The organism is Ureibacillus sp. FSL K6-3587 (assembly GCF_038593165.1).
Lineage (GTDB): Bacteria > Bacillota > Bacilli > Bacillales_A > Planococcaceae > Ureibacillus > Ureibacillus suwonensis.
In genome coordinates this window covers 2,480,855-2,499,241 of record NZ_CP151969.1, presented here as the reverse complement: position 1 = coordinate 2,499,241, position 18,387 = coordinate 2,480,855, and the positions used below count along the sequence as shown (strand labels likewise).

Sequence of the window (18,387 nt, the reverse complement as noted above, 5' to 3'; positions counted from 1 at the left end):
GCACACCAAAGAAGCCCTTGCCAATTCCCATTTTAAACCATTGACTGGTTCGGTTTGTCAAGAGTTCGCTTCGCCGATGCTGGTAAGGGCTCTGCTAAACAAAAAGTTAGGCAGTTTGCTCTACTAGCCATTGTTGAGCTAAACCAATCAGTTTTGTCCAACGTGCAGGCATATTCGGCAGTCCTTTTAGCTCTGGAATAACTACAGGCACTTTGCCTTCCAGGGCTGAATGTGGCCGCAAGAAATTAAAATAAGCCACAAACAAAGTCACATAAGAAACGGATCCGTGATCGGATCCAAATCCGTGTGTCGATCTGTAATTGCCCTTAAATGTTCGATTCAGTCTTTCAATAATTTGTTTTAGCGGTCTGTATTCCGTTGAAACCTGGTCTTCGTTGGTTAGTCCAATGACCTGCTTCACATCAAACGTAATACCGTGCTGGGCAAAAAAGTGTTGTGCTAAAAGGTAAATCGGATTGCCATCTACGACAAAGGTGAGGTCTTCCGGGATCTCTTTCATCTTCCATAAGGCCTCATCAATCGCACGAATGGCTGATACCGTATCACGATTTGGAGAAACAGGGTAGGACAGAATAATTTTCTTTACCGCATCAAAAAAGAAAAAAAGATAATGCCAACGACCATTCACCTTAATGTATGTTTCGTCTCCGCAGAATTGATCAGAAAGCTCGTAAGGATAATGATCCACATAAGGTTTGAGAAGAAGTGCTACGCTGTTTTCGTAATTCAATATACTCTGGTGAGAGATGGGTACGCCATGAACATCCTTCATCAGTGCAGCTGTTTTCCGAGCCGATAAGCCATAGTTTACATGGTAGGTTAAAATGAGCCCCAATGTGTGCGGTGACACATGAAGCCTGGACAAATCCACTTTTGGCTTCTTAGGTGAATGTTTGGCTAACGGCTGATAATCAATTTGAAACTGACGAAATATGTATCGAACTTTAAAAGACGGAGAATCCTTTTCGAACTGCTTTTTCTCTTTTTTAGACATTCCTTGCAGTTTCTTTTTGTAATACGGACAGTCATTGTTTTTGCACTTAAATACGAGAAAATCTTTTCTTTCCTTGATCTTCTCGAGTGTTTTCGAACAGTGTGGACATTTTAGTATAGCCTCCTTGGCATATTGATTCTTTTTATTAAACAGACACGCACACACCTTGCATTGATACTGTCCTTTACCTCCGTTATTGGCATAAAGATAATCTGACGGAGCACCACACCTTGGACATTTCATGGATGAAGGTACTTTACCTTTTGAATTGGAACGCCTCTGAACAGGTTTGAGAGGTTTCCCGTTCTTCTCCAAATATTCTTTGAGAAGAATTTGATAATCGAGCTTTTGTAGAGTTTCAATGATTGGCAGCTCATCCACCTGGAGTTTTTGATAAGGCTTATTGACAGGCTTTTCAGTTGGCTTATCAAACATGTTTTTTCCAATCAGAAGGGTAAGTAATGTTCGAATCATTTGATCTTGGTACTTGATATATTCAAGCAAATAGGTTAATAATTGAGGTAACAACTTGTCACTTCCTTTATTAGGGATTTTTGAGTGTGTGGTTACCTCATAAATACCCTAATTTTAAGGGGGTGGCAAGTTTTTTTTATATAAAACTAGTTATATCAACAAAAACGTAAGTTTTATTAAGTAATTTTTGACAATACGATTATGCTAAAGGGAGGGGATGAAATGAAAAAATTTACTGATTGCATGAAGGAGAATTCATTCTGGTTTTATGCAGGCATAGCTGCTACCGTGCTCATCCTGTTTATATTTTAAGAGATTGCAAAGGATGCATTCTTCCTTTTTTAATGAGGCTGGGACATAACTAATAAAGTGAACGAGCTGCAAAAAGATTTTTTGTAATAAATTGATTGGAGTGACGGGGCGAGTTTCTGTCGCGCACGCTTAGTCGCAAAGCAAAAGCTTTCCTGCGACGAGCCCTCTCGAGACCCCGCAGGAGCGAAGGATTGAGCTCCGAGGAGGCTCGAGCCGGGCCCGCGGAAAGCGTCCCCGGAACGGAAATCAATTTTCTTCAATTATCAAAAAAACACCATTTTCTCCCGGGAGAAAATGGTGTTTTTTATCTTTTGTCCCAGCCTCTTTTTTGTGAATTCAATTCCCCCGACCGGAGCTTGAGGGGACTCAGTCGAAGATTCCTGATCGTGAAGTATGCCCATTATGTTTATTTTTTTGTCATATTTTTTTGTAGGGGATTGTCGGCGTTTGTCGAATATAAAAAATTGGAGGTGTTGGATATGGCAAATTGGGAATACAAAGTGGAAACCCGTCCTATGAGCTTGGAGGGAGAAAGCAATGTTGAAACCATGCTAAATGAATATGGAGGTGAAGGTTGGGAATTGGTCAACATCGTCCCAGAATATACCAACACGACAAATGACCAAAATCAAGTGGACAGCATTTATGTAGATTACTACACTTTTGTCTTTAAGCGTCAGAAATAATCAAGGAATGATTTCGGGGAAAAATGTTGAAGTTTCACTATGGGTACAGCAAAAAGCCTTACAACTGTTGTGGTTGTAGGGCTTTTTCTAGCGTTCCGGGAGAAAACTGAGCTTTGGCACTTGATCATACTGCACTAATCATATAATGATTTTGACGACCCGGCCAATAAAATAAAACACACATTCCCCTCGGTTACTTCAATGGAGCAGGCCACATTTATTAAATGGAGGACAAATGAAAAAACAGAAAAATCCAAATGAAATTCTAATGTTTTTTGCAATGGATGTTTTTCATTTTGACTAATATATTTGTCAAGACGACAAATATCATTTACAATTGATTCGAGGTGATAAAATGAAAACCCGTCTCAAAGAATTACGGGCAAGAGATGGCCTCACTCAAACGGAGTTAGCGAAAAGGGCCAGAATCTCCAGACAAACAGTAAGTTTAATCGAAAGAAATGAATATATGCCTTCATTATTGATTGCTGTCAGAATTGCAAAGGTATTTAATGAACCAATTGAAAATGTATTTATTTTTAGTGAGGAGGAACTGTCATGAAATTATTGATTCTGTATATTGCGATTTTTTTATATGGAATATATGAGTTGTTGTCCGGATTAAAGATGCAATCATTTGAGGGAAATATATTAATCGTTTCCAACTTGGCTGTGATCTTCTGTTTAATATTGGCACGTTTGAATATATGGAAAGCGGAACAAGGGAGCTTGATGGAAGTCAGCATGGAAGAGGAAGATAGTCATCAAGTGTCATTGGAAAGGAAAGCTTATACTGCTGCAACTTATATTCAAATAGCAATGTCCATTTCCTTTACGGCTCTTCTGATAGGATTTTTACTATTAAGAGATTCTCAACCAGTAATTGTGTTCGCAAGCGCTATACTGATGGTTGTTTCAATTGCGAGCTTTATTCCAAGTGAAAAGATTGTGAAAATTACAAATCCCAATTTTATGTTTCCCGATCCTCAATCAAAAAATTATCATGAAGAATATTTTGAACAATTTGATGATGGTGAAAAATATGTCATGTTAAAAGGTTTATTTCATCTATACCAATTGGTCATTTGGGGTCTTGTGATTTTAGCATTTGGTCTCATGTTTTATTCTGTGTTTACAGGTAACTCACAGCTAGTCGGTATCATTGGTATTGGTGCATTATTAATGCTAATTCAAGTGAGCTATACAATCAGTTTAAAACCGGGTAAGTTGAAATAGGATCTCCTTCTGCTTTTATTAAGTAGTTAGAAGCTATTATTTGTGTAATATATGTGTAATAAATTTTTTCAACAGGACATTTTGAAAAAGAAAAAGCTTGCAAACATTGATAAATCAACATTTGCAAGCTTTTTTCTAGCGTCCCAGGAGGGATTCGAACCCCCGACCGACGGCTTAGAAGGCCGTTGCTCTATCCAGCTGAGCTACTGAGACATATTTCGTTTTCCAAAGGACAATACTTATTATATTAGTGTAGTGTGAAAATGTCAACGGATTTTTTTATTTTTTCCCTGATTTTCACACTACATTTTTCTCCAATTATTCCAACTGAAATTTCTGTTGAAAAATTTCTTCGCCTTGATCTGTATAAGCGGTGACTCTCCAAACATTCTCCTTGCAATCAATCACCGCGTAACTCTTTTTATCCATTCCCCGCGGCTTCAACAAACTGCCCGGGTTTACAAACAAGGCATTGTCTATCAGCTCTGCCCCCAGCACGTGTGAATGGCCAAAAAAAACCGCATCGGCTTCCACTTCTTTTGCGCGATAAAACAAATTCATCACGGTGGACTTCACATTGAATAAATGGCCGTGAGTCACAAAAATCTTTTTCCCTTCCACTTCAAACAGCTCTTCATCCGGGAAGCGTTTGTCCCGGTCGCAATTTCCGCGAACCCGTTTGATCCCTTCCAAATACGGATGATCGTAATCCAGTTCGCTGTCTCCGCAATGAATGACCACATCCGCCTCAGGATGGCGGCTTTTTACCGTTTGAATAATTTCTGCATCTCCGTGGGTATCGCTCATTACTAATATTTTCATCGGATTCACCCTTATTGGTTGCTTTTCACGAAAAAATCCTCTAACTACATAAAATATTAATAAATTTTTCTATAAATGTAAAAGGTTCATTCAAAATTTCTTAGCCGTTCTGATTGAAATTTATGCAAATGCCTGAAGAAATATACATCGTCTTGTCCCAAACAAAAAAGAGGCCGCTTGTGCCCCTTTTCTTACGCTTTTTTCACAAATTCGGATTTCAGTTTCATGGCGCCAAAGCCGTCAATTTTGCAGTCGATGTTGTGGTCGCCTTCCACCAATCGGATGTTTTTCACCTTTGTCCCGATTTTTAATGTGGATGAACTCCCCTTTACCTTCAAATCTTTAATGATGGTCAACGTATCGCCATCCTGCAAGATATTGCCGTAAGCATCTTTTACGATCAGTCCATCTTCTTCTGTTTGTTCATCCCCGCTCCATTCATGGGCGCATTCAGGACAAATAAACAAATTTCCATCTTCATAGGTATATTCCGAATTGCATTTTGGACAGTTTGGTATCATTTCCTTTTCCTCCATTTTCACAGCATTACCAATAATATAATAAATCCTTATGGAGAATTCAATTGTTTATAAAAATTACCAAACTGCCTGTTTCTTATTTCAATACATTCGGCAATTCCTCTGTCAGCTTTCGAATGGCATTTCCGCGGTGGGAAATGGCCCCTTTTTGTTCCGGAGTCAGTTCCGCCATGGTTTTGCCGAGTTCCGGTACGTAAAAGATCGGATCATAGCCAAAACCGTTTGAACCACGTTTTTCGTGCAAGATTGTCCCTTCACAAGTGCCACGGAAAGTTTTGGTTTTGATATCCGGTCCGCTGATGGCGATGACACAGACGAAGCGGGCGGTGCGTTTTTCATCGGGCACTCCCTCCAAGTTCACGAGCACTTTTTGAATGTTCGCTTCATCGTCATGATTCCCCGCGTAACGGGCGGAATACACCCCTGGTTCGCCTCCCAGGGCGTCTACCTCCAATCCGCTATCATCCGCTATCACAAGTTTTCCAAGGGCTTTTGAGAGCGTTTCCGCCTTCAATACCGCGTTTTCCTCAAAGGTTGTTCCCGTCTCTTCTATTTCCATGTCGTTTGCGATATCCAACATGGTGATGACCTCGTAATTCAGCGGTTTGAAAATGGCTTCAAAATCTTTGGCTTTTCCTTTGTTTTTTGTTGCAATCACTACTTGTTTCATTCTTCCGACTCCTCTGTTTGAATGAGCTTCGCATCTTCGCCAAGAACCGATTTTTGTATTTCAATCAATTCGCGAATCCCTTTATCCCCCAAATCAAGCAATGCATTCAATTCATCGCGGGAAAAAGTCGCTTCCTCCCCGGTACCCTGAATTTCAACAAACTGGCCGCTTCCTGTCATGACAAGATTCATATCCACCATTGCTTCAAAATCTTCCGCATAATTCAAATCCAACACAGGACCGATGGATTCGATGAAACCTACACTTGTCGCAGCCAAGAAATCTGTCACAGGGAACTTTTCAAATGGGGTTTCTTTATGAAGTTTTGCAATGGCCTGTGTCAAGGCAACAAATGCACCTGTAATGGAAGCCGTACGCGTTCCTCCATCCGCTTGAATGACATCGCAGTCTATCCAAATCGTTTTTTCCCCCAATGCTTCCAAATCGACCACTGCCCGCAGTGCCCGTCCAATTAAACGCTGGATTTCCATCGTACGGCCGCCGATTTTCCCCCGGGATGCTTCACGGACTGTCCGCTCTTGTGTGGCTCTTGGCAGCATGGAATATTCTGCAGTGATCCAGCCTTTCCCTTGTCCACGAAGAAAACTTGGCACCTTGTCTTCCAATGTGGCTGTGCAAATCACTTTTGTATTTCCAACTTGAATCAATACTGAACCTTCAGGATGCATCAAATAATCCGTTTCTATAGAGACTGGTCTTAATTCGTTTACTTCTCTTCCATCTACTCTCATGCACTTTCCTCCTAAAAATAATCGCCCATATATTAACATACTTTTCCTTTAGAAAAAAGTCATTGCACATTTTTAAAACTTTTCAGGCATACACTCATTATAGCTTGTAGCACTGCCCTACAAGTAAAAAAGCTCGAAATGTACCTTTCGAGCTTTCTTCATGTCTCATGCAATTCGGTACAACCGATACTATTGCCGCATCTGTACCGAATCGCATGAGACTCAAAGTGATTGGATAAAATATCGCTTTTATTTTAAATGTATTTTTCGGATATCCAGATGTTCCATTTCCAGCCAATTTTCAGCGATGGAACGGAAAATGGGCACAGAGCCGGTCACATAGAAAATATGATGCGGTTTGCTTTTTTCTGTTCGAAACAAATGTTGATAGTTCAAAAGTTCCTTTACTTCTTTTGCCGTTTCTTCCGCTGAAGATAAAACGGTCACATTGGGTCCCACTACCTTTTCGATATGATGTTGGATCATCGGATAGTGGGTACAACCTAAAATGACTGTATCAAAACTTTTATTTTCAAGCGGCTTTAATCCATTGGCTACAAGGTCGAATGCAAACTGTCCTTCATATTCTCCGCTTTCCACAAGCGGCACAAATGTCGGACACGCAAGAGGAATGATTTTCGCCTTTGTGTTTAATGAAAGAAGTGCACGTTCATATGCACCGCTTTTTATGGTTCCTTCCGTTGCAAGTACGACAATTTCATTGCGCCGTGTTTTTTTCACCGCTGCCCGGGCTCCTGCATTGATGACGCCCACTACCGGAATCGAAAGCTGTTCCCTTAACGCGTCCAATGCAACCGCTGTTGCCGTATTACATGCGACGACGAGCATTTTAATATGTTTCTTTTCCAATGCTCTTGCCAATTGCAGCGTAAATTTGAGAACCTCTTCCTTTCTTCGTGGGCCATAAGGGCACCTTGCAGTATCTCCAATATAATAGATTGTTTCATTAGGTAAAGCTTTGATGATCTGTTTTGCAACCGTTAAGCCGCCAACTCCTGAATCAATAACGCCTATCGGGGCATTCACTTGTTACCGCCTCTATCCTATTTCATTTGTATGTCAATTCATATCTATTCTATTTTGGATTAATTCTTTACTTCGTTCAACGATTCTTTATTATATACAAAGAAATAGGAGGAGACAATCTTTTCAACTGAATGCCATGATCATCAATGCTAATTTGCCCGAAACATGCACAGCTTAAACATAAAAAAGAATGTGGATGCAAAAACGGCTGTTATTTTGAAAAGGAATACAGATATGATGAACTGAATCGCAAAATTTTTTTAGTGCAATGATAATTCGTCTAGCCTTAACAACTCGATCAGTGCCTGTGACCTGCTGGAAACTCCCAGCTTTTGGATTGTGTTCGAAATATGATTTCTCACTGTTTTTTCACTGATACCCAATTTCTGGGATATTTCTTTTGTGGAATAATCCAAAATTAATAATTGGAATATTTCCCGCTCTCTTTTCGTTAGTAGCGAACGATGCTGCGGGCTACTCATAAGGCAACACCCTCCTATCTCCTCTCTATGTAAAGTATGTCAGGAGGGGTAATGCTGTGAGGGCATTTTCACTATTTCCCAATTAATATTGCCTTTTGTTCCTCAGTCCATGGGGCAGGTCTTCCTGTTTCCTTATTGATTTGCACCAAAGCCCCTCTTCCCGTTAATACAATTTCATCTTTTTCATTTTTTACCATATAATGAAGATCTATGGATGAATTCCCCAAACGGGCTGTTTTCACATAAACCCTCAATTTCTCTTCGTAATAGACCTGCTTCAAATAATCGCATTGCAAATCCGCTGCAACGGGGATCAATTGTTCATCTTGCGAACCCCAATTGCTTTTGATGTTCAGCCATTTGAAATACTCAATGCGGGCATGTTCAAAATAAGAAAAAGGCACCACATTGTTCAAATGGCCATACATGTCTACATCACCAAACCGGACTATTTCTTCAGTGTAAAATTTAAATTCTTTCTCCCATTGTTGTAAATCGTCAATATAAGCTTCTTTCATATTCCCATCCCCTTATTTTATTCATATAACAATTATGATTATACAATAGTTGTTTGAACATCGAAATGAATGAAAATGTCGAACCGTGTTGAAAGGTTGAAAGGGGTGGGGAAAAGTAGGGGGGAATTCGATATTGCAGCCCCTCTGCAATCAAATCGCTTACTATAGTATGCAAACTCTTTAAAATTGGTCATCCATTTTTCAAAAAAAAACAGCCAATCCGAAATCGAATTGGCTGCGTTTTTTTGTATTAGTCTACCATGTGGTCGGAACCGAAGAATTTGCGGAACATGTGAACAGTTGTCGCTCTGTTTAGAGAAGCAATGGATGTTGTTAAAGGAATACCTTTAGGACATGCAGCAACACAGTTTTGAGAGTTACCGCAGTTTGCTAGTCCACCTTCACCCATGATTGCATCCAAACGTTCGTCTTTGTTCATCGCACCTGTTGGATGTGTGTTGAACAGACGCACTTGAGAAAGCGGAGCCGGACCAATGAAGCTGGATTTCTCGGAAACATTTGGACAAGCTTCGAAACAAACACCGCAAGTCATGCATTTTGATAATTCATATGCCCATTGACGTTTACGTTCAGGCATACGTGGACCTTCACCCAAGTCGTAAGATCCGTCAATTGGAATCCACGCTTTAACTTTTTTCAACGCATTGAACATACGGCTACGGTCAACTTGCAAGTCACGCACAACTGGGAAAGTTTTCATTGGTTCAAGGCGAATTGGTTGTTCAAGTTGATCGACCAACGCAGAGCAGGATTGACGTGGACGACCATTAATCACCATCGAACATGCACCACAAACTTCTTCGAGGCAGTTCATATCCCAAGTAACTGGTGTTGTTTGTTTTCCATCAGCAGTTACTGGATTTTGACGAATATACATTAATGCCGAAATCACGTTCATGCCTGGGCGATATGGTACATCAAATTCTTCCCAGCGGCTCGCACCATTTGGATTATCTTGACGTAAAATTTTAAATCTTACTTTTTTTCCACTTTCCACTTGTTGTGTACTCATGATTAATTATCCCCTTTCGAAGAGTAGTCACGTTTACGAGGTGGAATTAATGATACGTCCACATCTTGATAAGTAATGATTGGCTCTCCAGTAGATGGATCGAATTTCGCCATTGTTGTTTTCAAGAAGTTTTCATCGTCACGTTCTGGGAATTCCGGTTTATAGTGCGCACCGCGTGATTCGTTACGCAATAAAGCACCTTTTGTGATTACTCGTGCAAGATACAACATGTTTTTCAATTGACGAGTGAAGTGTGCGCCTTGGTTGCTCCACTTTTGAGTGTCGTGGATGTTGATATTTTCCCAACGTTCCAACATATCACCAAGTGTGTCATATGTTTTTTGTAGGCGGTCATTATAACGTACAACTGTTACGTTGTCTGTCATCAATTCGCCTAGTTCTTTATGAAGCAAGTATGCGTTTTCATTTCCTTTATCCATATTTAGGATGTTATCCCATTTTTGCTGCTCTTGTTTTTCATATTGATCATATAGAGATTGTGGCAGATCGTCCGCATGTCTTCTCAAGCCTTCCATGTATTTAACTGCGTTAGGTCCGGCAACCATACCGCCGTAAATCGCAGAAAGCAAGGAGTTCGCGCCTAAACGGTTTGCACCGTGTTGACTGTAGTCACATTCTCCGGCAGCAAATAGACCAGGAATTTCAGTCATTTGATCGTAGTCAACCCATAATCCACCCATTGAGTAGTGAACTGCAGGGAAGATTTTCATTGGTACTTTACGTGGGTCGTCACCAACGAATTTTTCGTAAATTTCAATGATACCGCCGAGTTTAACGTCAAGTTCATGCGGATCTTTGTGAGACAAGTCAAGGTATACGATGTTTTCACCATTGATACCTAATTTTTGGTTTACGCAAACATCGAAAATTTCACGAGTTGCGATGTCACGAGGTACTAAGTTACCATATTTAGGATATTTTTCCTCTAAGAAGTACCAAGGTTTACCATCTTTATATGTCCAGATACGTCCACCTTCACCGCGGGCAGATTCACTCATTAGACGGTTTTTGTCGTCACCAGGAATCGCAGTTGGGTGAATTTGGATGAACTCACCGTTCGCATATGATGCACCTTGTTGATATACGATAGACGCTGCTGAACCAGTGTTGATGACAGAGTTTGTTGATTTACCGAAGATGATACCAGGACCACCTGTTGCCATAACTACTGCATCAGAGCGGAATGATTTGATTTCGGAAGTTTTCAAATCTTGCGCTACGATACCACGGCAAACTCCTTCATCGTCAAGAACGATACCAAGGAATTCCCAGTGTTCATATTTTGTTACTAAACCTTCCACTTCGTAGCGGCGAACTTGTTCATCAAGAGCGTAAAGCAATTGTTGACCTGTTGTTGCACCTGCGAATGCAGTACGGTGATGCAATGTACCACCGAAACGACGGAAGTCAAGTAAACCTTCAGGAGTACGGTTGAACATAACTCCCATACGGTCGAACATGTGAATGATACCAGGTGCTGCTTCACACATCGCTTTAACTGGTGGTTGGTTTGCTAAGAAGTCCCCACCGTAAATTGTATCGTCAAAGTGGATCCATGGAGAATCCCCTTCACCTTTTGTATTTACTGCACCATTAATTCCGCCTTGCGCACATACTGAGTGTGAACGTTTAACAGGAACTAATGAGAATAATTCTACTTCAGTACCCAATTCGGCTGCTTTCATCGTTGCCATTAGACCAGCCAAGCCGCCTCCAACAACGATTAATTTCTTTTTAGCCATGATCTTTTCTCACTCCTCTTTTCTGTTTGGATGTTCTATTTAGTGATTAAGCGAATGCTAGAATTGCAGATACACCGATAATGCTGATGATTACAAAGAATATCATAGATAGCCATGAGAATACTTTTTGGGAATGTGGTGATTGTGTAATACCCCAGCTTACACAGAATGCCCATAAACCGTTGGATAAGTGCAATGTAGCTGAAAGGATACCCACAATGTAAAATCCTAACATCCATGGATTTGCAACGATATCATGCATCATGTCAAATCCAACTTCCGCACCTAAAGCTTTTTGGACGCGAGTTTGGAATACGTGCCAAGCGATGAAAATCACTAGGAACACGCCTGTAATACGTTGCAATAAGAACATCCAGTTACGGAATGTACTGAAGCGCTTGTTGTTTGGTGTTGCTGTAAAGGCGATAAAAATTCCATATAAACCATGGAATAAGATCGGAATGTAAATCACAATCCATTCAATAACGATTAGTAGAGGAACTTTGTCCATTCCTGCTACGAAATTGTTGTAAGCTTCTGCTCCACTTGTTGCTGTAAAGTTTGCACTTAAGTGGAAGATCAAGAATAGCCCTACAGGAATAACACCAAGTAAAGAATGTAGTCGGCGCCAGTAAAACTCATTTTTTGCCAAGACTGATACCCCCTTAAATGATAAAAATAAGTAGTCAATAAGTCGTCACAAATTGTAAACGCTTTATGCATTGACTGTATTACTCATAATGGTACAATATTATGACAAGTTCATTGTACCCCCATGAACTATTACCGTCAAGGTTCGTTGCGAATATTTATCTAAGTAAAAATTTTTCAAAATTTTCTATAAAATTGACTGTTTTTCTCTAAAGTGACATTTTTCTCTATTTTTCGATATTTCAATAATCTCACAAAAAAAGAAAAAAATGTGAAGAAAGAGGTTCTTGGTATATGACAGCAACTAGAGACACATTCCCTTATTTCGGTTACGAACTGATCAGGGATTATTTATTGCCATCCATCCTGGGAAAACATGAAAAAGATATTCTTTATTGGGCAGGCAAAGATTTGGCCCGCAAATTCCCGTGCACCGATATCCCTTTGATCATTTCCTTCTTTAAAGATGCGGGATGGGGCGACCTCACCCTTGAAAAAGAAACGAAAGACGGATTCGTTTTCCGCTTAACGAATGATCCGGAGCAGTTAAAGATCAAAGAGCGGAATTTCCGCTTGGAAGCCGGCTTTATCGCTGAACAGATCCAAAATTTCAAAGGCTTTTTGACGGAATGCTTTGAAGAAAAAAAGGAAAACCAGCATCAAGTTTTCTTTACTGTAAAAATGGATTTGAAAGAAAAAACGAAAGAGTGAGGGGCAATTTCGCCCCCCTTTTTTATTTCACACCAATTCCTCGGCAAGGCCGAACTCTTCATGCAATGCGTTGGCGGCGCGGATCATATCATCCTGAGGCACAACAACGGAAACTTTGATCTCGGAAGTGGAAACCATTTTCACAGGTATATTTTCTTTGCATAAACGGGCAAACATTCTTGCAGCCACCCCCGGATTGGAAACCATGCCCGAACCGACGATGGACACTTTTGCCAAACCGACTTCGAAATCCGCAAATTGGAAGCCGAGTTCTTCTTTATGATCTTCAAGAACTTTCACCGCATTCGCCAAATCTTCTTTTGCAATTGAAAAAGAGATTGTCGGCTTCACTTCGCTCATAACGGACTGAACGATTATGTCCACATTCACATGATGTTTCGCCAGTGTATTGAACAAATTCGCAAGGGAAGATTTTTCCAAAGATTCATAGCCGACTGTAAAACGGATGATGTCAGTCTCATATGCAACGCCACGAACGATTAAATTTTTCTCCATTTCGATCTCTCCCTTAATCAATGTACCTCGGACATTTTTTGTACTCGAGCGGACAACGATTGGTATCTCAAATTTTTTTGCCAACTCCACTGCTCTCGGGTGAACGACTTTGGAACCCAAATAAGACAGTTCCAACATCTCATCATATGTGATGTCTTTCAGTTTGCGTGCCCGCTGAATGGTGCTTGGATCTCCTGTATACACTCCGTCAAGTTCCGTATAAATTTCAACCCGATCTGCACCGATGCTTTTTGCCACCGCTACCGCAGTTGTATCTGATCCTCCATCGCCAAGCAAGGTGATGTCATTTTCCTCATCGACCCCTTGTCCACCTGCTACAACCACAATTTCACCTTTTTTGAACCGTTCGATGATGACATCCCCGTTAAGTTCTTCGATTCGGGCATGACCTGCCGTTTTTTTCGTTGTTCGCACCCCAAGTTGCCAACCATTGAGGGAATGGGCTCTAAACCCCCTTTTTTGAATGGCGATGGACAACAAGCTGGCGGCGATTTGGGCATTTGTGGAATGGATGGCATCCAATTCCCTTTCCGTTGGGGAATCGGATAATGAAAAGGCGATTTTTTCCAAACTGCCGTTGATCAATTCCGTTGAAGGGACCACCGCCACCACATTGCGGCCAAATTTTTTTTCTTCAATCAGCCTTTTTGCTGTTTCTCCAATTTGTTCAGGCGTAGACAAATTCTTTTCTTTCAATTTCACTACAATGTTAATCATCGCTACACTCCCCTTAATTTCACTAGCCAAGCGAAGTTCCAATGTTTCTATGACGAAAGAAAAAAGCAACTCTTCACAAGGGTGGTGAAAAGCTGCCTCAATTCCCCTTTTTGAGATAGCTCCTCAGAACCATCAGGATTCTGACTGTCAAATATTGCTTTGATAAAAACAGATTCAACCGGAACGTGCAATTCCATAGCACCTCGGAAATCCCGCTTCTCCTGCCGGTTGCCCATGAAGCTCCCATTACTATCTGAACATTTCAACTTTTCAAACTTACAATATCATACAGTTATTGCTTTGACAATGTGTCTCCATGGAAATGTTGATAGATGGATTCCGCAACCGCTTTGGGCATCTTTGCTTCCATCAATTCTTCAACAGATGCTTCTTTGATTTTTTTCACGGAGCCGAAATGATGCAATAATTGCTTTTTCCGCTTTGGACCCACGCCTTCGATTTCGTCGAGAACCGAGCGGAAAGCGTTCGTTTGATGCTGCTGTCTTAAAAACGTGATGGCGAAGCGGTGGACTTCATCCTGTATGCGCTGAAGCAAGTAAAAGGCGTCGCTCGTTTTTTTCAAAGGAATGGAAACGGGCGGATCCCCGAATAAGAGCTCTGAAGTGCGATGCTTATCATCCTTTGCAAGACCGGCGATGGGAATGGACAATCCCAGTTCATCTTCCAACACTTCCCGGGCAACCTCCATCTGCCCTTTTCCACCGTCGATGATGATCAAATCCGGAAGCGGCAAATGATCCCTCAATACACGGGTGTAACGCCTGCGGATGACTTCCTGCATTGCGCCATAGTCGTCATGTTTTGCAGCTTCCCTCAATTTATATTTGCGGTATTCTTTCTTTGCCGGCTTTCCATCAATAAATACGACCATTGCGCTGACCGGATCCGCACCATGCAGATGACTGTTGTCAAAAGCTTCGATGCGATATGGGGTTGCAATATTGAGCGCTTCGCCCAATTGTTGGCAGGCGCCGATGGTACGTTCTTCCTGCCGCTCGATCAATTGGAATTTTTCCTGGATGGCAAGTGTCGCGTTCTTGTTTGCCAGCTCCACCAACTCTTTTTTTTGGCCCCGTTTTGGCACTATGACTTTCACATGTAATAATTCTTCCAAAATCGCTTTATCAATATGATCCGGTATTAAAATTTCCTTCGGCTTGATGTGTTCCGTATCATAAAAACGGCCGACATAGGTTAAAAATTCCTCTTCCGGATCCCGGTATATCGGGAATAGCGATACATCCCGCTCAATCAGCTTGCCTTGGCGGACGAAAAAGACTTGCACGCACATCCAGCCTTTATCGACGGCATAACCAAATACGTCGCGGTTGGTTTGATCGCCTGACACAATTTTCTGTTTTTCCATGACCGCTTCGATATTTTGGATTTGGTCCCGATATTCTTTCGCCCGTTCAAATTCAAGCTTTTCCGCAGCCTCCACCATCTTTTTCTCCAATTCTTTTTTCACTTCTTCATGGCCGCCATTCAAAAATCGCACAATTTCATTGGTCATCTCTTCATAAATTTTCGGATCAATCTCTTTTACACATGGAGCCAAACATTGTCCCATATGATAATACAAGCAAACCCGGTCCGGCATGCGGTTGCATTTTCTCAATGGATAGATGCGGTTGAGCAGTTTCTTTGTTTCATTTGCCGCAGATACATTTGGATATGGCCCAAAATATTTTGCTTTGTCTTTTTTGACTTTTCTCGTCGTAATGATTCGCGGATATTTTTCATTCGTAATTTTTATGTAAGGATAACTTTTATCATCCTTCAGCATCACGTTATATTTCGGGTCATATTGTTTGATCAAGTTGAGTTCCAATATCAAAGCCTCCAAATCACTGGAGGTCACGATATATTCAAAATCCTCTATTTCACTTACCAAAAGCTGCGTTTTTCCGTCGTGGGAGCCGGTAAAATAGGAACGGACCCTGTTTTTTAAAATTTTTGCTTTTCCTACATATATCACCGTTCCCTGCCTATCTTTCATCAAATAGCATCCGGGCAGCTCCGGCAAAAGCGCCAGTTTATTTTGAATTGTTTCATTCATGAAGTATCACCCTGCATTTTATCAACCTGCTTACTAACTATATTATATGGATATATGTATGCAAAAAGCGAGAAGTTTTCTCTGCGGAAACTGTGAGTAATCGAGTAGGAGGGAGCGATTAACTCCCGCCCTCTCACACCACCGTACGTACGGTTCCGTATACGGCGGTTCAATTAAGATCATTGACGCAAGTTTTTATAACTTCCGTGAATAGCTGTTCTCTTTATGCCAGTGGTCACTCCACCCTCCAAGAGGTCTCCCACGGGATTCACCGCTTCCTTCCTCAAGTGAGGTACTACGTTTTCTGTGTTCATCATGACTCACTGAATGCCAAGGGCTATTCTCTCTTCATTGTTCGGTCCTTCTTAGTAGTTCTAAACCAACTAATACTATGACCTCTGCTGACTTCTGACGGTTCAGCTACTGATCACTAAGTAGGTTATGAAGAGTATTTCACCTATCCGCCAGACCTCCCCGGGTAAGAATGTAATCTTTCCTTCCATCTATCTGCTTCATTTACTCTGTACCACCTTTGGCAGAAAGGACTTTGTTTTGTTTAGCAAACTCATCCAATGATACCTAGCCTTATATGAAGTTCGTGTTCCTCAGACCGGAAGTTTGCCGCTCGCTTCCTTCAGATTCCGCGTCACCACGGACACCCTTGCGTTAAGCTAACTGTTACTTCTGCCTTCACAGTTCGGGACTTACACCCTATAGATTACACCCATGCCAGGCGCACTAAAAAAAGAGCACATATCCATGTGCTCTTTAAGAACATTATTTATTGTTATTGATGAACTCAACCAAAGCTTCTTTTGGCTGGAATCCAACTGTTTTAGCAACCAATTGGCCATCTTTGAATAATAATAATGATGGAATGGACATGATTTGGTATTCTGCAGCTGTTGCCGGATTATTGTCCACATCGACTTTTACGATTTTCACTTCAGAGCCCATTTCAGCATCAAGTTCTTCCAAAACTGGAGCAATCATTTTGCAAGGTCCGCACCAAGTTGCCCAGAAATCCACCAATACCAAGCCGGAAGAAATTTCTTGTGCGAAGTTTTGATCAGTAGCATGTACAATTGCCATTTAAAATGCCTCCTTAATGTAACATCTTTATGTAGTATAGCATGTCAAAAATTCAAAGTGTAGTAAAGAGTTTCAAGAACTTGAAACTCTTAGTTGCAAATGCAAATTTTCTTAATTTCATAACAAAGTTGTCCATTGATGATTTTTATCATACAACAAAAAACAACCACATCTCAAACAATTGAGATGTGGCGATACAGGAACTTACCGTTTCCCGGGATTATGAATTCACTTTCAATGCTTTCACTTCTTCAATTAATAAAGGAACCACTTCAAACAAGTCTCCGACAATTCCGTAATCTGCCACTTTGAAGATATTAGCTTCCGGATCTTTGTTGATGGCAACAATGACTTTGGAGTTGGACATACCAGCCAAGTGCTGGATTGCGCCGGAAATACCGCAAGCAATATATAAATCCGGTGTCACCACTTTACCTGTTTGTCCAATTTGCATCGCGTAATCGCAATATCCTGCGTCACAAGCACCGCGGGAAGCTCCGACAGCACCGCCCAACAAGTCCGCAAGTTCTTTCAATGGTTTGAATCCTTCCGCAGATTTTACACCGCGGCCGCCTGAAACGATGACTTTCGCCTCAGTCAAATCCACTCCTGTTGTTGCATTGCGGACAACTTCTTTTACGATTGTGCGCAAGTTTTTGATATCAACAGAAAGGGACTCAACATTTCCTGTGCGGCCCGCATCTTTTTCGAGTGGCGCGATATTGTTAGGACGAACTGTGACAAATACAAGTCCTTCTTTGATTTTTACTTTTTCAAAGGCTTTTCCGGAGTAAATCGGACGGACGAACAGCGCATCATCGCCGGCCCCTTCAATTACAGTCACATCGGAAATTAATGCTGATTGAAGGCGGGAAGCCACTTTTGGCGCCAAGTCTTTTCCTAAAGCCGTGTGTCCGATGACGATTCCTTCCGGTTTTTCTTGTTCAATAATGGCAAGCAATCCTTGGCTGAAACCGTCTGAAGTGTATGTTTTCAAATGAGGATGCTCTACAACGATTACCCGGTCAGCACCGTATGCGATCAATTCATTTGCAAGATCTGTCACCTGGTGGCCTAATAGGGCGCCAACCACTTCGCCGCCATCCGCAATTTGTTTCGCTGCTGCGATTGCTTCAAAAGAAACGTTGCGCAGTGCCCCGTCACGAACTTCACCTAATACTAATATTTTCTTTGACATTGTACTCCCTCCATTACTGTACGAATCGATTTATTCTATGACGCTTCATTTC

The 18,387-nt window shown here is 41.3% G+C and carries 20 protein-coding genes and 1 tRNA gene; 4 read left to right on the top strand and 17 right to left on the bottom strand.

What is annotated here, in order from left to right; genetic code table 11:
- Positions 1–106: 106 nt before the first annotated feature.
- Entirely contained in the window at positions 107–1,543 is a 1,437-nt protein-coding gene (locus tag NSS77_RS12425; protein ID WP_340714312.1) for a DDE-type integrase/transposase/recombinase, read from the bottom strand.
- Between the two features lie 737 nt (positions 1,544–2,280).
- Here NSS77_RS12425 and NSS77_RS12420 point away from each other — a divergent pair.
- From NSS77_RS12420 to NSS77_RS12410, 3 genes are all read left to right on the top strand, one after another.
- The gene (locus tag NSS77_RS12420) at positions 2,281–2,487 is read left to right on the top strand and encodes a DUF4177 domain-containing protein (RefSeq protein ID WP_342469016.1); all 207 of its coding nucleotides are present in this window, start codon (positions 2,281–2,283) and stop codon (positions 2,485–2,487) included.
- 355 nt (positions 2,488–2,842) lie between these two features.
- Positions 2,843–3,049, top strand: coding sequence for a helix-turn-helix transcriptional regulator (locus NSS77_RS12415; protein WP_342469015.1), 207 nt, complete (start codon positions 2,843–2,845; stop codon positions 3,047–3,049).
- The gene (locus tag NSS77_RS12410) at positions 3,046–3,723 is read left to right on the top strand and encodes a DUF3169 family protein (protein WP_342469014.1); all 678 of its coding nucleotides are present in this window, start codon (positions 3,046–3,048) and stop codon (positions 3,721–3,723) included. Before NSS77_RS12415 ends, NSS77_RS12410 begins: the two co-directional genes overlap by 4 nt.
- Positions 3,724–3,862: 139 nt before the next feature.
- Here the strand turns inward: NSS77_RS12410 and NSS77_RS12405 are convergent.
- The 11 genes from NSS77_RS12405 to NSS77_RS12355 form a co-directional block, all read right to left on the bottom strand.
- Positions 3,863–3,936: transfer RNA gene (locus NSS77_RS12405), tRNA-Arg, on the bottom strand.
- Positions 3,937–4,041: 105 nt separating this feature from the next.
- On the bottom strand, positions 4,042–4,545 hold the full coding sequence (locus NSS77_RS12400; protein WP_342469013.1) for a metallophosphoesterase: 504 nt from the start codon (positions 4,543–4,545) through the stop codon (positions 4,042–4,044).
- 191 nt (positions 4,546–4,736) lie between these two features.
- Entirely contained in the window at positions 4,737–5,066 is a 330-nt protein-coding gene (locus tag NSS77_RS12395) for a zinc ribbon domain-containing protein YjdM (protein ID WP_342469012.1), read from the bottom strand.
- 94 nt (positions 5,067–5,160) lie between these two features.
- Complete coding sequence (locus NSS77_RS12390) at positions 5,161–5,754, bottom strand: XTP/dITP diphosphatase (protein ID WP_342469011.1); 594 nt, start codon at positions 5,752–5,754, stop codon at positions 5,161–5,163.
- Positions 5,751–6,506: a ribonuclease PH gene (gene rph, locus NSS77_RS12385; protein ID WP_342469010.1), complete on the bottom strand. Its 756-nt coding sequence runs from the start codon at positions 6,504–6,506 to the stop codon at positions 5,751–5,753. Before rph ends, NSS77_RS12390 begins: the two co-directional genes overlap by 4 nt.
- Positions 6,507–6,755: 249 nt before the next feature.
- Positions 6,756–7,553 (bottom strand): glutamate racemase, encoded by a 798-nt coding sequence (gene racE / locus NSS77_RS12380; RefSeq protein ID WP_342469009.1) that lies wholly within the window; start codon positions 7,551–7,553, stop codon positions 6,756–6,758.
- A gap of 260 nt (positions 7,554–7,813) precedes the next feature.
- Positions 7,814–8,035: a LuxR C-terminal-related transcriptional regulator gene (locus NSS77_RS12375; RefSeq protein WP_016837203.1), complete on the bottom strand. Its 222-nt coding sequence runs from the start codon at positions 8,033–8,035 to the stop codon at positions 7,814–7,816.
- Between the two features lie 71 nt (positions 8,036–8,106).
- On the bottom strand, positions 8,107–8,553 hold the full coding sequence (locus NSS77_RS12370; protein WP_342469008.1) for a thioesterase family protein: 447 nt from the start codon (positions 8,551–8,553) through the stop codon (positions 8,107–8,109).
- 250 nt (positions 8,554–8,803) lie between these two features.
- Positions 8,804–9,586, bottom strand: a complete 783-nt coding sequence (gene sdhB, locus NSS77_RS12365; protein WP_342469007.1) for a succinate dehydrogenase iron-sulfur subunit — start codon at positions 9,584–9,586, stop codon at positions 8,804–8,806.
- A 2-nt stretch (positions 9,587–9,588) separates the two neighbouring features.
- The gene (gene sdhA, locus NSS77_RS12360) at positions 9,589–11,349 is read right to left on the bottom strand and encodes a succinate dehydrogenase flavoprotein subunit (protein WP_342469006.1); all 1,761 of its coding nucleotides are present in this window, start codon (positions 11,347–11,349) and stop codon (positions 9,589–9,591) included.
- Between the two features lie 46 nt (positions 11,350–11,395).
- Positions 11,396–12,001, bottom strand: a complete 606-nt coding sequence (locus NSS77_RS12355) for a succinate dehydrogenase cytochrome b558 subunit (protein WP_342469005.1) — start codon at positions 11,999–12,001, stop codon at positions 11,396–11,398.
- Between the two features lie 293 nt (positions 12,002–12,294).
- Between NSS77_RS12355 and NSS77_RS12350 the strand changes: the two genes are divergently transcribed.
- Positions 12,295–12,711 (top strand): YslB family protein, encoded by a 417-nt coding sequence (locus NSS77_RS12350; protein ID WP_342469004.1) that lies wholly within the window; start codon positions 12,295–12,297, stop codon positions 12,709–12,711.
- A gap of 27 nt (positions 12,712–12,738) precedes the next feature.
- Here the strand turns inward: NSS77_RS12350 and NSS77_RS12345 are convergent, their stop codons facing one another.
- The 5 genes from NSS77_RS12345 to NSS77_RS12325 form a co-directional block, all read right to left on the bottom strand.
- A complete protein-coding gene (locus tag NSS77_RS12345; RefSeq protein ID WP_342469003.1) occupies positions 12,739–13,965 on the bottom strand; it encodes an aspartate kinase in 1,227 nt (408 codons plus the stop codon).
- 292 nt (positions 13,966–14,257) lie between these two features.
- Entirely contained in the window at positions 14,258–16,045 is a 1,788-nt protein-coding gene (uvrC, locus tag NSS77_RS12340; RefSeq protein ID WP_342469002.1) for an excinuclease ABC subunit UvrC, read from the bottom strand.
- A gap of 179 nt (positions 16,046–16,224) precedes the next feature.
- On the bottom strand, positions 16,225–16,362 hold the full coding sequence (locus NSS77_RS12335) for a hypothetical protein (RefSeq protein ID WP_342468482.1): 138 nt from the start codon (positions 16,360–16,362) through the stop codon (positions 16,225–16,227).
- Positions 16,363–16,822: 460 nt separating this feature from the next.
- Positions 16,823–17,137: a thioredoxin gene (gene trxA / locus NSS77_RS12330; RefSeq protein ID WP_342469001.1), complete on the bottom strand. Its 315-nt coding sequence runs from the start codon at positions 17,135–17,137 to the stop codon at positions 16,823–16,825.
- A gap of 220 nt (positions 17,138–17,357) precedes the next feature.
- A complete protein-coding gene (locus tag NSS77_RS12325; protein WP_342469000.1) occupies positions 17,358–18,335 on the bottom strand; it encodes an electron transfer flavoprotein subunit alpha/FixB family protein in 978 nt (325 codons plus the stop codon).
- Positions 18,336–18,387: the final 52 nt, after the last annotated feature.

What these genes read in the sequence shown, in the direction of transcription:
- NSS77_RS12420 (WP_342469016.1), top strand. Translation starts at nt 2,281, where the DNA reads ATGGCAAATTGGGAATACAAAGTGGAAACCCGTCCTATGAGCTTGGAG.
- NSS77_RS12415 (WP_342469015.1), top strand. Translation starts at nt 2,843, where the DNA reads ATGAAAACCCGTCTCAAAGAATTACGGGCAAGAGATGGCCTCACTCAA.
- NSS77_RS12410 (WP_342469014.1), top strand. Translation starts at nt 3,046, where the DNA reads ATGAAATTATTGATTCTGTATATTGCGATTTTTTTATATGGAATATAT.
- NSS77_RS12400 (WP_342469013.1), bottom strand. Translation starts at nt 4,545, where the DNA reads ATGAAAATATTAGTAATGAGCGATACCCACGGAGATGCAGAAATTATT.
- NSS77_RS12395 (WP_342469012.1), bottom strand. Translation starts at nt 5,066, where the DNA reads ATGATACCAAACTGTCCAAAATGCAATTCGGAATATACCTATGAAGAT.
- NSS77_RS12390 (WP_342469011.1), bottom strand. Translation starts at nt 5,754, where the DNA reads ATGAAACAAGTAGTGATTGCAACAAAAAACAAAGGAAAAGCCAAAGAT.
- rph (WP_342469010.1), bottom strand. Translation starts at nt 6,506, where the DNA reads ATGAGAGTAGATGGAAGAGAAGTAAACGAATTAAGACCAGTCTCTATA.
- NSS77_RS12375 (WP_016837203.1), bottom strand. Translation starts at nt 8,035, where the DNA reads ATGAGTAGCCCGCAGCATCGTTCGCTACTAACGAAAAGAGAGCGGGAA.
- NSS77_RS12370 (WP_342469008.1), bottom strand. Translation starts at nt 8,553, where the DNA reads ATGAAAGAAGCTTATATTGACGATTTACAACAATGGGAGAAAGAATTT.
- sdhB (WP_342469007.1), bottom strand. Translation starts at nt 9,586, where the DNA reads ATGAGTACACAACAAGTGGAAAGTGGAAAAAAAGTAAGATTTAAAATT.
- sdhA (WP_342469006.1), bottom strand. Translation starts at nt 11,349, where the DNA reads ATGGCTAAAAAGAAATTAATCGTTGTTGGAGGCGGCTTGGCTGGTCTA.
- NSS77_RS12350 (WP_342469004.1), top strand. Translation starts at nt 12,295, where the DNA reads ATGACAGCAACTAGAGACACATTCCCTTATTTCGGTTACGAACTGATC.
- NSS77_RS12345 (WP_342469003.1), bottom strand. Translation starts at nt 13,965, where the DNA reads ATGATTAACATTGTAGTGAAATTGAAAGAAAAGAATTTGTCTACGCCT.
- uvrC (WP_342469002.1), bottom strand. Translation starts at nt 16,045, where the DNA reads ATGAATGAAACAATTCAAAATAAACTGGCGCTTTTGCCGGAGCTGCCC.
- NSS77_RS12335 (WP_342468482.1), bottom strand. Translation starts at nt 16,362, where the DNA reads ATGATGAACACAGAAAACGTAGTACCTCACTTGAGGAAGGAAGCGGTG.
- trxA (WP_342469001.1), bottom strand. Translation starts at nt 17,137, where the DNA reads ATGGCAATTGTACATGCTACTGATCAAAACTTCGCACAAGAAATTTCT.
- NSS77_RS12325 (WP_342469000.1), bottom strand. Translation starts at nt 18,335, where the DNA reads ATGTCAAAGAAAATATTAGTATTAGGTGAAGTTCGTGACGGGGCACTG.